Consider the following 13,693-nt stretch of genomic DNA (forward strand, 5'->3'; position numbering starts at 1 on the left):
CGGCTCACTTAGGGGAGGAATAGAGATGAAAAAAGTGTTCACTTTAGCTCTGTCGCTATCCATCATGTTTACTGCGGCAGCATGCTCGTCAAGCACGAATACACCAGCACCTGCGGCTAGCGCCGAACCATCCAAAGCGGCAGTGGCAACAACAGCACCTAGTAAAGATCCAGTTAAGCTCCGCGTAGCTTGGTGGGGTGGGCAAGCGCGTCACGATTACACGTTGAAAGTTATCGAGATGTATGAGAAACAGAACCCGAACGTTAAGATTGAAGCGGAATACGCGCCATTCGACGACTACTGGAAAAAGCTTGCTCCGCAAGCCTCAGCCAATCAGCTCCCGGATGTTATTCAAATGGATATCTCCTATTTAACACAATACGGCGGTAAAAATCAGTTGGCTGATATGACGCCTTATACCAAAAACGGGCTTATCGATGTTTCCTCCATCTCCCCGAATAATATTTCTGGTGGTGAAGTAGGCGGAAAATTAGTTGCGATGAACTTAGGGGTGAACGCCCTGGCAACAACAATTGATGTGAATACGTTCAAAAGCTTAGGCATTCCTACACCAACCAAAGAGTGGACGTGGGAGGATTATGATGCGGTTGCGGCAAAAGCGAAAGCTGGCGGCAAGCAAATCGGTGGTTTTGCCCTTCACCATGAAGTCTTCTTCCCGTATTACCTGCGTTCTGTCGATCAAAAAATGTATAATGCCGACGGTACAGCTCTTGGCTACACCGATGATAAACCGTTCATTGATTACTTCAAGCGTTATCAGAAGTGGTACGAAGCTGGCAATATCCTTTCCCTTGATAAAGAATCACAGAAGAAAGGTGTAGCTGAGGAAGATGAAATTTTGCTGAACAATGCGGTAACCGGCAATGGTTGGTCCAATCAATTCTTGGCTGTTGCCAACTTGGTCAAAGACCGTCCGCTTGAGCTGTTCCCACTTCCTGGTCGCAACGGCAATAAAGGCTTATTCTTGAAGCCGAGTATGTACTTCTCCATTGCGAATAGCTCCAAGCAAAAAGAAGAGGCAGCGAAGTTCATCTCCTTCTTCGTGAACGATATTGAAGCTAATAAATTGATTAAAGGCGACCGTGGTGTGCCTGTTTCCTCCAAAGTGAAAGATGCACTCAAACCGCTGCTGTCACCGAACGAAGTGAAAATCTTTGATTATGTGGCGTGGGCTGAGCAAAACAGTTCCCAAATGGATCCTCCGAACCCGGTTGGTTCCATCGAAGTCGAGAAATTGCTCAAAGCAACAAGCGAGCAAATCTTGTATAAGAAAACGAGCGTAGAAGAAGCGGCTGCGAAATTCCGCAAGGATGCCAACGCTGTTTTGGAAAAAAATAAAGCGAAGTAAAGTAAGAGACCGGAATTCCCTTGAAATGAGGGAACCGGTCTTTTTTTCTCTTGACAGGTTAAACGTTTCAAATTAAGCTAATAGAGTATGTTAAACGTTTAACAAAACGGAGTTGAAACAGGGATGACCAAGCCCAAACAAGTCACCATTGTGGAAGTGGCCGAAGCAGCAGGTGTGTCGATTGCCACCGTCTCCAATGTGTTGAATCGAGGTGGTATTCGCTCATCGAAAGAGACGATTCGCAAAGTCGAATTGGCTGCTGAGCAGCTGGGGTATCGACGCAACACGATGGCAGCAGGATTAAGCAGCAGCAAAACTTATGAAATCGGTCTCATTATTCCAGCGCTGGGAAGCTATTATGGACAGCTTGCCGAACATTTGCAGATTGAAGCGCATCATGCAGGGTACCACTTATCTGTTTTTTCTTCAGGAGGTTTTGACCCGGATATTGAACGCAGGCACTTGGAAGTTTTGCTGCAGCGGAGAGTTGACGGGTTAATTTGCCACGGTTTAGCGATGGGGTTTGAAACGACGCGCTCGATTGTCAACAGCGGAACACCATTGGTACTGATTAATGGGTGGGGCTGGCCAGCGGACATTGCGACTGGTGCCGTTAATCTGGGATTTGCGGGAGCTTGCCTGCAATCGGTCAAGGTACTTGCTGAGCATGGCTGCGAAGCTATTTGCTATTTAGGCAGCAAACGCTCGAAGGTCATCGATGAACAGCGTCTAATCGGGTTTAATGCTGGGATAGCGCAGTTCGGAGGCAGTATTTACCATGAAATCGTGGATACGATGGGATTGGATATCGAAGCTTACCTGAGTGATCTCCTGCAGCGGCAAGCTAAGCCTGTTGGGATCGTCGCTTTTGATGATCATGTGGCATTAAGAGTGTTATCAGCGGCTAATAAGATGCACATTGATATTCCGAGTCGCTTACGGCTTATTGGAATTAACAACGATTATATTGCAAAAGAAAGCTATCCTGGCATCTCTAGCTGGGACATTCCTTATGACGATCAAGCACAAATGGCCATTCATAAGCTGATGCAGAAACTGGGTAATAAAGCGGAGACTGGCGAAGAACGCGAAATCGAGGTCCCTCTTACTTTTATAGAACGCGGTACAACCAAACTATAGTAAACGGAGTGAATCATTCATGTGGAAACAAGCCATTGAAGATGCTTTACAGAAAACGAAAGTGAACATTGAACGTTTTGGGGATGAATTTCCTCATGTCAGCGAAAATGATGTGTATCACCTGAATCCGAATACGGATTGGACGGACGGCTTCTGGTCCGGTATTTTGTGGCTGGGCTACCAATACAGCGGGGACACCGCTTTTCAAGAGGCTGCTCAGAAAACGGTTGCAAGCTTTAAGAAAAGATTGGAAGACAATGTTGCACTTGATCACCATGATATCGGCTTCTTATATTCCCTTTCATCCAAAGCGCAGTGGATTATTGAAAAAGATGAGAATGCGAAACAGCTTACTCTGCAGGCAGCTGATGTATTGATGAAGCGTTGGAGACCAAAAGGTCAGTATATTCAAGCGTGGGGCCAAGAAGGCGATGAGCATAACGGGGGCCGCATTATCATTGACTGCATGATGAATTTGCCGCTCTTGTACTGGGCTTACGAACAAACGGGCAATGCGAAATACAAAGAAGTTGCCGTCATTCATGCTGATTTAAGCCGCCGTTATTTGGTGCGTGGCGATGATTCCTCTTTCCATACGTTCTACTTTGATCAAGAAAACGGTGAGCCGCTGCATGGTGGCACTGCGCAAGGGTATAGCGACGGTTCAACATGGACCCGCGGCCAAGCATGGGGTATTTATGGATTCGCACTTTCGTACCACTATACGAAAAATCCGCTTTACCTAGAAACAGCGAAACGTCTGGCTCGCTACTTCTTTGATCGTCTGCCGCAGGATGACGTTGTATACTGGGATTTCAATGCGCCAGTGAACGAAGAAACGAAACGCGACAGCTCCGCTTCCGCGATTGCTTCAGCAGGAGCACTGGAGTTGTTGGAACATTTGGCTGCTGATGATGCTGACCGTGCTTATTTGGAAAATGCGATTGGGCGCTCGATGGCTGGACTTGTAAAATCCTACGCGACAATCGGCAAGCCTGATGCACAAGGTTTCATTGAGCGCGGCTCCTACAGTGTTCGTGGCGGCAACGCGCCGGATGACTTCATGATTTGGGGAGATTATTACTATCTGGAAGCGCTTGTGCGTATGGAGAAAGGAATCAAAGGTTACTGGTATGAATAATCAAGCCTCAACAAGCAGTACCCGTTCTTACTGGGTACAAACCATGCTTCGGATTGCTGATCCCGTTCTTGCGGCTTTGGCAGATAACAAACTGCGGGCATCCATGCCTGTCGAAAATAAAAAAGAAGAGCAGCGCCAGTACTCGCATCTGGAAGCTTTTGCCCGTACACTCGTCGGTATCGCGCCATGGCTGGAAACGCCTGCGCTTGATGCGGAAGAGGAGAAGCTTCGGACGCACTACGCCGAGCTTGTGCGTGCAGGCCTCGATGCTGCGACAGATCCAGAGTCGCCTGATTTCATGAACTTTAGTCAAGGCTTTCAGCCGATCGTGGACACTGCTTTTCTATCGCATGCCATTCTAAGAGCTCCTAACACACTATGGCATGGTCTGGATAGCCGTGTTCAGCGCAATCTGGTGCAAGCCTTGAAAGCGACGAGAACCCGTAAGCCAGGGTTCAACAACTGGTTGTTGTTTGCCGCTATGACTGAAACTGCGCTCCGGTTCATGGGTGAGGATTGGGACCAGATGCGGGTGGATTATGCCCTCAAGCAGCATGAGCAGTGGTACCTGGGAGACGGCATGTACGGTGATGGCCCTCATTATCATGCGGACTACTACAACAGCTTCGTGATTCAGCCTATGCTGGTTGATATCATTGAGCATGTGGAAACGCACTATGAAGATTGGGCAGCGATGCGCAAAGATATTCTGACCCGTGCGCAGCGTTATGCTGCTGTTCAGGAGCGTTCCATCTCACCAGAGGGTACATTCCCTGTCATTGGCAGGTCGCTTGCTTACCGGTTCGGCGCTTTCCAGTCGCTTGCTCAAACAGCGCTGCGCCGTGAACTGCCAGTCGGTGTTTCTCCTTCGCAAGTTAGATGCGCATTAAGCGTCATGATCAGGCGTCTGATCGAAGCTCCGGGCACTTTCGACGAAGAAGGGTGGCTGACGATCGGTCTGTGCGGTCACCAGCCTGAGCTTGGCGAGCCTTACATCTCAACGGGCAGTCTATACCTGTGCTCCGCCGTGTTCCTGCCGCTTGGCCTGCCGGCCGATGATGCGTTCTGGCAGGATGCGGATGCGCCTTGGACCTCGCAGAAGGTTTGGTCCGGGCAAACCGTTGCTATTGATAAAGCAATTTAAGACGGATATCTGTAAAGCGCCTTGTTTCCTAGTGAAACAGGCGCTTTTTTCATGTATACTAAACTTCATTAATTCCTTTATCCCCAAACAGCCTGAATAGTCAATTGTGGATAACTTTGGTGAGCCAGAAGAAAGTAGCGTGACAGTCTTGAATCAAGATTATCAATTAACGGTAGAAGAAGTACTCGGTAGACCTTTCTTTCAGCAAGCCTATATCGCTGCAGGACAAGAAGGCTTACAACGACTAGTGCGCTGGGTGCATATCATAGAAGTGATTCAGTTTGAAGAGCTGCTGCAGGGCGGAGAGATGATCCTGACAACAGGAGCTGCTTTCAAGAGCGATACCAAGCTGTTTATGCTTTATTTGGAGCAGCTTATTAATAATAACGTATCTTGTCTCTGCATCGAGATGGGGCATTATTTGAGTTTAATTCCGCAAGACTGGATTGATGCGGCGGAAGCCTGCGGGCTCCCTCTCATCATTTTCCCTCAAGCGGTGCGCTTTATCGACATCACGCAGGATATTCATGCGTACATTATCAACCAGCATCATAAAGCGCTGCAGGATCTGGAGAAAATTTCACGTGAGTTCCATCGCATGACCTTATCCTCACAGGGCGTATCCCACGTGCTGGGGCTGCTCCAGAGCAGTACCAAAGCCCAAGTCATCTATATCCCTCAGGATAGCCAACCCAGATTTATTCCTCAGCTGGGGAGCCGTGAAACAACGCAGTGGCTGGAAATTCTGAACAGTCAAATAGAACTAGACACAACCTCAAGGAATACGGGATCTCCTGTTGTTTTTGAATTAGATGGCCAGACGGTCATTGTGCAGCCTGTTGGCGCGATGGGAAAGACCTGGGCTCATATCATCCTCGTTCTAGGCCGTAAACCGCAAGAGTATGAGTACTTGATTCTGGACTCTGCCTCTTTATCGATCGCGCAGGATTTATTGCGCAAGCGATATATGGAAGAGCGCAAACTATACTCGCAAACCTTATGGGTAGACGATCTGCTCCATCTTCGAATTCGTGACGAGGAGCAGGTTAAAGTCTTGATTGGTCATGGATTTAAACAGCTGAATGAACTTCCTTATCATGTTATTTTACTTGAATTTGAACATAGACAAATCGAGAATCAATCCGTTCTTGAAGACGGTGAGGGTTTAGAATCAGCAGGCATTCACCTTTCGTTAGCCGCACGATCCATATTTGAACAGCACATGTTTCATCCCTTGTTAACTTTGAAAAATAACCGGCTTGTCGTCGTAGCTTTTGACAAAATGTCCAAACGGCCAGCCAAAGAGCGACTCCAACAGGTGTTTCAGTCGCTGCAGCTCTTGAAAGCTGAAGAAGAGATGGAGCTGACCATCGGAGTTGGTCAAAGCAACCGCAGCTTCTTGCAGGCGCATGTAAGCTATCAGGAAGCGCTTCAAGCGATTTCTCTTGCTCCGACACTGCGAGGTAAAGTGCAGTTTTTTGATGAACTTGGCGTCTTCCAACTGCTCTTTCATATTCCTGATAAGCAAATTCTGCACGCATTTGTCCGCACATACTTAGGTCCGATCCTTGATTATGATCAAACGAAAGGCAGTGAGCTGCTGCGTACCCTTAAGGTGTATCTGGATAATGATGGGTCTAAGCAGGTTGCTGCTCAACAGCTCTTTATCGTCAGGCAATCGCTGTATTACCGCTTGGAGAAAATAGAGGAGCTGCTTGGCGCCGATTATATGCTCCCGGAGAAACGATTAGCGCTGCAGGTTGGTATCAGGGCCTATCAACTGATTCATCCTGAACTTAAATTGTGAAAAAAAAGCGGACAGATTTTTTACAATTTGTCTAATGGAACAAGATTGGATCCCTCTTATACTTGGAACTATCAAGTGAAGGCGGATCCTTTTTTTCATGGGTCCCTAAGAGAGGTAGATGCAGAATGATTATTGGGGTTCCTAAGGAAATAAAAAATAACGAGTTTCGTGTAGGCATGACGCCTAGCTCTGTGCTTTCATATACAAAAGCAGGGCATGAAGTTTTGGTAGAAACCATGGCAGGGCTTAGCATCGGGTTCACGAATGAGGATTACGTACAAGCAGGGGCGACGATCGTTGCTGCAGCAGCGGACGTTTGGTCAGCTGAAATGGTTGTCAAAGTGAAAGAACCGCTCCCTGAGGAGTATGGTTACTTCCACGAAGGTTTGATTTTGTATACGTATCTTCACCTTGCACCTGAGGCTGAACTGACACATGCTCTAGCACGCAACAAAGTAACTGCCATTGCCTATGAGACGATTCAGTTGGATAACGGCAGCCTGCCATTATTGACGCCAATGAGTGAAGTGGCAGGCCGCATGTCTGTCCAAATCGGCGCGCATTTCTTGGAGAAAGCGCATGGGGGCAAAGGGATTCTGCTCGGCGGCGTACCCGGTGTTGAGCCAGGGAAAGTTGCCGTTATCGGCGGTGGAATCGTAGGGGCAAACGCAGCGAAAATGGCAATTGGCTTAGGCGCCGATGTCACAATCGTTGACTTGAATCCGGATCGTTTGCGCCAATTGGATGACCTCTTCCAAGGACGTGTGAAAACGATTATGTCAAGTCCGTATAACATTGCGGAAGTCGTGCGACAAGCTGATTTGGTTGTAGGCGCAGTATTGATTCCTGGCGCACGCGCACCGCGTTTGGTGACCGAAGAGATGGTCAAAACGATGAGTCCTGGCAGTGTCATTGTCGACGTTGCGATTGATCAAGGGGGCTCCATTGAGACGATTGACCGCATCACAACCCATGACCAACCGACTTACGAGAAGCATGGAGTCATTCACTATGCGGTAGCGAATATGCCTGGTGCCGTGGCTCGTACATCTACACTGGCGCTTACGAATGTAACTACTCCTTATGGCTTGCAAATTGCCAGCAAAGGGTTTGTACGCGCAGCTCTGGATAATAAAGCCATTGCCAAAGGGATTAATGTTGTGGCGGGGCATGTTACTTATAAGGCTGTTGCTGAGGCACATGGCTACGAATATACGGATATACTCTCACTTTTACAATAAGAGATTGACGCCTTTCCTACAGGGATAGGCGTTTTTTTGTGCTAATGGGAAATGTTACATCAGGGTATGATAATCGCAAATGACTTTAACTGAGGAGATTAGGATGACTGCAAAAATCAATTTTATCAATGTAATTGCTATTATAGGCGGTTCCGCGATTATAGCTTTCGGGATGAACTACTTTAATCTGGCTAACGGGCTGGCAGAGGGGGGGATAACTGGACTCGCCCTGTTGCTCAAATATGTCTTAGGCTGGAATCCAGCATGGTCAAACCTGTTGATTAACATTCCTCTTATTCTCATCGGTTGGAAAATGCTCGGCCGCATTAGCTTCATCTATACCGTTGTTGGGATGATATCGGTATCGCTGTTTTTGTGGCTGTTTGAGGCCTTCTCCATGCCGCTGCCAGACCCTTTGTTAGCTTCTCTGTATGCAGGAGCCATTGTAGGGTTAGGTTTTGGCATTGTGTTTCGTTTTGAAGGGATGACAGAGGGAACCGATATCATCGCACGAATGTTGCACAAACATTATGGGATCGGGATAGCCAAAACGATTTTTGGCATCGATTTCATCGTTCTGTTACTATCTCTGATTTACCTGGATTTGACGCGGGCTATGTACACGCTTGTGGCAATAATCGTAGGTGCTAGAGTGATTGATTTCGTGCTGGAGGGCGCCTCTGGCGCTCGATCGGCCTTTATCATTACAGATAAACCTGAGCAGACGGCAACAGCGATTATGACCGAGTTGCAGCGTGGAATCACGTTTCTCGAAGGCAAAGGGGGTTATACAGGACTGCAGCGGGAAGTCATTTATTGTATCGTAAGCCGGAAAGAAATCATTAAGCTCAAATCGCTGGTTCATCGTATTGACGCCGCTGCTTTTGTCTCCTTCAGCGACGTGCGGGAAGTGGTGGGGAATGGCTTCGCCCGGCATGAGTCGTAAACAAATGCTGTATTTTACTGTGCTTCAAGCTATTCTTGTTCTAAATAAAAGGGCTGGTCCTTTAAGGTCTATTAACCTTTCGGGACAGCCCTATTCAACATACGCTTGATGGTAATAAATGATGTATAAAGTGCAGTGAATTCGCACCAGAACCAGCTATTGGCACAGAATGATGCAAAAAGTACATCAAATAAAGCGACATTCCTATTTTCAATGGTATCAATGAGATTAACTGCACAAAATGCAGGATTATCTCCGAAGCCATCGATCATATGAGAATTTGCTGCACTTTTTGCATCAAATTAGATAATGTCCGCTACGATTTCCCCTGCGCGTCATCTCCCTAGATCAAGGGGCTGATCCCTCAAGGTCTATTGACCTTTGGGACAGCCCCTTTTCAATTCTATGTTAGAACGCTGGAACGATAGCGCCTTTGTATTTGTCTTCAATGAACTTTTTCGTGTCAGCGGAGTTCAATTCTTTCGCCAGCTTTTGCATAGCTTCGGAATCTTTGTTATCCGGACGAGCCACGAGAATGTTCACGTAAGGGGAGTTTTTGTCCTCGATGAACAGCGCATCCTTGGTAGGATTCAAATTCGCTTGAAGCGCGTAGTTCGTGTTGATAAGCGCTAGATCGAACTCACCAATCGTACGTGGCAGCATTGCTGGGTCAAGCTCTTTAATTTGAAGTTTTTTGCTATTTTCTACAATGTCTTTCACGGTTCCTTTGATACCAACGCCATCTTTCAGTTTGATCAAACCGTTTTTCTCCATCAGCGCCAGCGCACGGCCAGCGTTGGACGGATCATTCGGAATGGCAACAGACGCGCCTTCTTTCAATTCAGCAGCGGATTTCACTTTTTGAGAGTACGCGCCGAACGGCTCAATGTGCACGCCTACGACTTTAACTAGGTTTTGCTTTTTGTCAGCATTGTATTGATCTAGGTAAGGCAGATGTTGAAAAAAGTTAGCATCCAATTGTTTTTCGAACACTTGCACATTCGGTTGTACATAATCGTTGAACTCGATGACTTCCAGGTTAACGCCTTGAGCTTTCATTTTGGCTTTAATGCCGTTCAAAATTTCCGCGTGGGGAACGGAAGAAGCCCCGACTTTCAACGTAACTTCTTTGGCAGGTGTCGTGGCTGCAGGTGCTCCAGAAGCTGCAGGAGCTGTAGTGGCTTGATTCTCAGCCGGTTTTTGTCCACATGCGGCAAGCGCCAGCATGAAGAATAAAGCAACAAGTGAAATAGATATTTTTTTCATGATAACATGACCTCCAATAATCAATAATGTCTTATTTGCGGTTGTATTTGGCGACCATACGATCACCAAACATTTGTAAAAGCTGAACGAAAAGAACAAGAATGATGACGGTGACGATCATAATATCCGTACGGAACCGCATATAGCCGTAGCGGAGCGCCAGATCACCGAGCCCGCCACCACCTACGACGCCTGACATAGCGGAGTAGGAGAGCAGAGCAACAGCCGTAACTGTAACGGCTGAGATCAAGCCCGGGCGCGCTTCCGGCAGCAGAACGCGCCACACGATTTGCCATGGCGTTGCGCCCATCGACTGAGCGGCTTCAATGACGCCGCTCTCGATCTCACGCAGCGCGGATTCGACCAGCCGCGCCAGGAAGGGCGCGGCAGCGATAACGAGAGGCGGGATCGCGCCTTTCACGCCGATGGTGGTGTGCACGAGCACTTTCGTGATCGGAAACACCGAAATCATGAGAATGACGAACGGCACGGAGCGCAGGATGTTCACGATTAAGGAGAGCACGCCATAAAGCGGAACATTTTGCAACAACTGTCCTTTGGAAGTTAGGAATAAAATAATGCCAAGGGCTAAGCCGATAATGATGGTGAATAGGAGCGACCACCCCAACATGACAAGCGTATCGCCGGTGGCTTTTGCAATCTCCGTCCAGTTAATCTCCCAGGTCATATTCATGGGGTAATCACCTCCACATCCATTCCTTCTTGTTTCAATTTAGCAATCACCGTATCTATTTCCTCTTGCTGAGCGCCGGATAATTGCACGACCAACTGGCCGTATGGCACACCTTTCATAGAAGAAATAGTGCCCTGCATAATAGCGAATGTCACATTCGTCGATTTGACCGTCTCGAAGAGAATGGGTTCATACGTTTTGGCTCCGATATACGTAATCCGTATCATGGTTCCTTGTGTATTTCCTGAGTTCACGCTTGGACCGTCATCCGTCATGCTGGTTGCGAAATCAGAGACTTGTCCAACAAAATCCTTCGTTACGGGATGCTGTGGTTGCAGGAATACATCGAGCACTTTCCCGGTTTCAACGATCAAACCTTTCTCCATGACAGCGACGCGGTCACAGATCGCCCGAATCACCTGCATTTCATGCGTAATGAGCAGGATTGTAATACCTAGCTTCCAGTTAATATCGAGCAGCAAGGCCAGAATCGCATTCGTGGTCTGCGGATCTAGAGCAGAAGTAGCTTCGTCGCAGAGCAGAACGTCCGGATGGTTAGCCAGTGCTCTGGCAATACCAACACGCTGCTTCTGCCCGCCGGAGAGCTGGCTGGGATATTTGTCCGCATGGTCCTGCAGTCCAACTAATTCAAGCAGCTCTTTGATTCTTGCAGCAATCTCAGCTTGTCCCATACCAGCGAGTCTCAGCGGGAAAGCGATATTATCGGCAACCGTAGAGGAGGAGAGCAGATTGAAGTGTTGAAAAATCATCCCGATCTTGCGGCGCTTTACTTGCAGCTGTTTGGCATTTAGACTAGTCATGTCTTCGCCATCGATGGTGATGCTGCCCGAGGAGGGGCGCTCAAGTAAATTTACGCATCGCAGCAAGGTGCTTTTCCCTGCGCCGGAGTGTCCGATAATACCGAAGATTTCTCCACGATCGATATGTAAATGGATCTGCTGGATGGCCGGTACACGTCCCGGTATATCCTCGTACACTTTTTGTAAGTTCTCGATATGAATCAGGATGAATACCTCCTATCCCAAGCAAATAATGGTGATTGTATATTTTGACCAACGGTAGATTATTTTATAAGAAATTGTAAAGGGAAGCAACAGCCAAAAATATGAAAAATGAATGTTTCACCATGCATTGACGATGCATATATTTGCATATAAACTTAAGTTAAACGTTTCAACTAAGAAAGAGAGCGCTTTACAAAACAGATAAAACGCTCTCTTTGATGAAGGGCGCAAGGGGATGACAAATTTGACGAATTTGCAACAAAGACAAAACGAGATCAAATCAAAGGTTGCTGCAGCGGCATACCAACTGCCGCTACAAGATAGCGGCTTCTTGTTTCACCAAGATGTTCGCGACAATTTCTATTATGCTTCCTATCTATTGGCTGCTTCAAAAGAACAGGAGATTGCATTTAACGGAGACCGCCAATTAGCGAAAACCAAAGCAGAAGCCATTCTGCAGCATGTACTTGAACTTCAAGATCAGGATGCACAAAGCCCGACGTATGGCCATTGGCCGTTAAACTTAAAACCAACACCACAGGAAGCTTCTAAAAATACACTCCCAGTGGAATTAATGGGAAGCTTAATGGTTTATTTTTATGATCAATTCTCGGCAGTTCTTAGCGAGCCCTTGCAAAACGCCTTCGAGGAAGCGCTTCAACATATCTATAAGAGCAACTTCTATCGAAAAAAGGTTGAGCATTATAACCACCACGAAGCCAAATATACGGCGGCTAAACTCATTTTTGGACAGCGCTATGAAGATAAGGATTTACTGGAGGATGGCATCGCGAGCTTGCGCCTTACACAGAATCGGATTACCTCGATTGGCATGTCTGAGTACGGCGGGCTGCCGTGGTTCTGGCATCACATACAGGCATATACGTGCGCATGGCAGTTGATGAAGGATCAAGATCTGAAAGATGAGCTCGCGCAAATGCTGGATTATTTATGGCGTGTTCGCTCGACGTATTATTTGGGAGGCGCATGGGTTGGGCCGCATTCCAGAATATGGCCTCACGATATGCCTAGGGATACGAATGTTCTGCATGATTATGTGCAATATGGGGATTTTACGCTTCCTGACGAAATGCCTCGAACCGAATTTGCGGGTTTTCTTGCCTATGAAGCTCCCGCCGATGCCCGTGAGCTGGCCTTGAATCGTAAGGCGCCTATTGAAGTGAAATCCCGAATTCCGAAGCAGGCAGGAACGGCTGCGAGTGAAGAGGATGTTCTGCATAGTTATGTATATATCTCAGAAAGCTTTGCCGTAGGCGGCATCTACGAGCGCGTGCTTGAATTTGACAATGAACAGCATCGCTGGGATGTGTCGCTGCCTCTGGAAGCAGTGTCAGGAATCAATCATGCTTATTTTTTTCATCCAGCTACTGGAAATAAAGAAGGAGATTTGCGTCATCAGAGCGAATTTTCAGAAGTGTTTTTTCACCGCAATACCATCATTGTGGATTATCAAATTCCTCAGAACCACCAAGATCAAATTATTGGCTGCTTACCGGAAGGCGAATGGGTGGAAGAGGAGCACGCTTTGTTCGGCCTTTGTGGGAACGCGTACATAGCCGTCTATGTTCAGCAGTCGTATCAAAGGGAAGTGCGTACCGACCGTTCCATTATTACGAGTAGTGGCAGCAAAAATGCTGTAGTTATCGAGTGTATCGATAAACAGGAAGCGATGAATAAGGGGATTGAGGACGTACGCCAATTCGCAGACACGATGAGACATAGACACCCGGAACATGCTCATTCGGCAGAGAACGGTTCCGTATTGATCTACACAACGCTTAATGATGATGTACTTGTTTTCGAAAGCGGCCCTGACCGCGAACCAGGCAGATTGGTAAATGGCCAAGCTGTTGAATTCGCTGCGTACAAGACCCTTTTAAAATAAAATAAAAGAAAAGA

Annotated in this window: 11 protein-coding genes; 8 read left to right on the forward strand and 3 right to left on the reverse strand. The window is 47.3% G+C overall.

All coding sequences use genetic code 11. The annotated features are described in order from the left end of the window. Positions 1–25: 25 nt before the first annotated feature. The 7 genes from GQF01_RS19030 to GQF01_RS19060 all read left to right on the forward strand — a co-directional run bounded on the left by GQF01_RS19030 (position 26) and on the right by GQF01_RS19060 (position 8,788). Positions 26–1,369: an ABC transporter substrate-binding protein gene (locus GQF01_RS19030; RefSeq protein ID WP_161408326.1), complete on the forward strand. Its 1,344-nt coding sequence runs from the start codon at positions 26–28 to the stop codon at positions 1,367–1,369. A 123-nt stretch (positions 1,370–1,492) separates the two neighbouring features. Then, positions 1,493–2,509: a LacI family DNA-binding transcriptional regulator gene (locus GQF01_RS19035; protein ID WP_161408327.1), complete on the forward strand. Its 1,017-nt coding sequence runs from the start codon at positions 1,493–1,495 to the stop codon at positions 2,507–2,509. Positions 2,510–2,528: 19 nt separating this feature from the next. Next, positions 2,529–3,650: a glycoside hydrolase family 88 protein gene (locus GQF01_RS19040; RefSeq protein ID WP_161408328.1), complete on the forward strand. Its 1,122-nt coding sequence runs from the start codon at positions 2,529–2,531 to the stop codon at positions 3,648–3,650. Next, the gene (locus GQF01_RS19045) at positions 3,643–4,794 is read left to right on the forward strand and encodes a DUF2264 domain-containing protein (protein WP_161408329.1); all 1,152 of its coding nucleotides are present in this window, start codon (positions 3,643–3,645) and stop codon (positions 4,792–4,794) included. The genes GQF01_RS19040 and GQF01_RS19045 overlap by 8 nt, the downstream gene beginning before the upstream one ends. A 139-nt stretch (positions 4,795–4,933) precedes the next feature. After that, positions 4,934–6,601, forward strand: coding sequence for a PucR family transcriptional regulator (locus GQF01_RS19050; protein WP_328803486.1), 1,668 nt, complete (start codon positions 4,934–4,936; stop codon positions 6,599–6,601). Between the two features lie 125 nt (positions 6,602–6,726). After that, complete coding sequence (ald, locus tag GQF01_RS19055; protein WP_161408330.1) at positions 6,727–7,842, forward strand: alanine dehydrogenase; 1,116 nt, start codon at positions 6,727–6,729, stop codon at positions 7,840–7,842. 103 nt (positions 7,843–7,945) lie between these two features. After that, entirely contained in the window at positions 7,946–8,788 is an 843-nt protein-coding gene (locus GQF01_RS19060; RefSeq protein ID WP_161408331.1) for a YitT family protein, read from the forward strand. 408 nt (positions 8,789–9,196) lie between these two features. Here GQF01_RS19060 and GQF01_RS19065 read toward each other — a convergent pair whose 3' ends face one another. Genes GQF01_RS19065 through GQF01_RS19075 form a run of 3 tightly spaced genes read right to left on the reverse strand, consistent with a single transcriptional unit; the run spans position 9,197 to position 11,773 of the window. Further along, complete coding sequence (locus GQF01_RS19065) at positions 9,197–10,054, reverse strand: MetQ/NlpA family ABC transporter substrate-binding protein (RefSeq protein ID WP_161408332.1); 858 nt, start codon at positions 10,052–10,054, stop codon at positions 9,197–9,199. 31 nt (positions 10,055–10,085) lie between these two features. Continuing rightward, on the reverse strand, positions 10,086–10,748 hold the full coding sequence (locus GQF01_RS19070) for a methionine ABC transporter permease (RefSeq protein ID WP_161408333.1): 663 nt from the start codon (positions 10,746–10,748) through the stop codon (positions 10,086–10,088). Further along, positions 10,745–11,773, reverse strand: coding sequence for a methionine ABC transporter ATP-binding protein (locus tag GQF01_RS19075; RefSeq protein WP_161408547.1), 1,029 nt, complete (start codon positions 11,771–11,773; stop codon positions 10,745–10,747). The genes GQF01_RS19070 and GQF01_RS19075 overlap by 4 nt, the downstream gene beginning before the upstream one ends. 244 nt (positions 11,774–12,017) lie before the next feature. On the opposite strand from GQF01_RS19075, the gene GQF01_RS19080 reads away from it, so the two are divergent. Continuing rightward, positions 12,018–13,679 carry a hypothetical protein gene (locus tag GQF01_RS19080; RefSeq protein ID WP_161408334.1) on the forward strand — a complete coding sequence of 554 codons (1,662 nt, stop codon included), beginning with the start codon at positions 12,018–12,020 and terminating at the stop codon, positions 13,677–13,679. The last annotated feature ends 14 nt before the right edge of the window (positions 13,680–13,693 follow it).

It is taken from the genome of Paenibacillus silvestris (assembly GCF_009882985.1).
GTDB lineage: Bacteria > Bacillota > Bacilli > Paenibacillales > NBRC-103111 > Paenibacillus_E > Paenibacillus_E silvestris.

Bases quoted from the DNA above. Each gene is read 5' to 3' on its own strand.
- ald (WP_161408330.1), top strand. From the start codon at position 6,727: ATGATTATTGGGGTTCCTAAGGAAATAAAAAATAACGAGTTTCGTGTA.
- GQF01_RS19040 (WP_161408328.1), top strand. From the start codon at position 2,529: ATGTGGAAACAAGCCATTGAAGATGCTTTACAGAAAACGAAAGTGAAC.
- GQF01_RS19030 (WP_161408326.1), top strand. From the start codon at position 26: ATGAAAAAAGTGTTCACTTTAGCTCTGTCGCTATCCATCATGTTTACT.
- GQF01_RS19060 (WP_161408331.1), top strand. From the start codon at position 7,946: ATGACTGCAAAAATCAATTTTATCAATGTAATTGCTATTATAGGCGGT.
- GQF01_RS19070 (WP_161408333.1), bottom strand. From the start codon at position 10,748: ATGAATATGACCTGGGAGATTAACTGGACGGAGATTGCAAAAGCCACC.
- GQF01_RS19065 (WP_161408332.1), bottom strand. From the start codon at position 10,054: ATGAAAAAAATATCTATTTCACTTGTTGCTTTATTCTTCATGCTGGCG.
- GQF01_RS19035 (WP_161408327.1), top strand. From the start codon at position 1,493: ATGACCAAGCCCAAACAAGTCACCATTGTGGAAGTGGCCGAAGCAGCA.
- GQF01_RS19045 (WP_161408329.1), top strand. From the start codon at position 3,643: ATGAATAATCAAGCCTCAACAAGCAGTACCCGTTCTTACTGGGTACAA.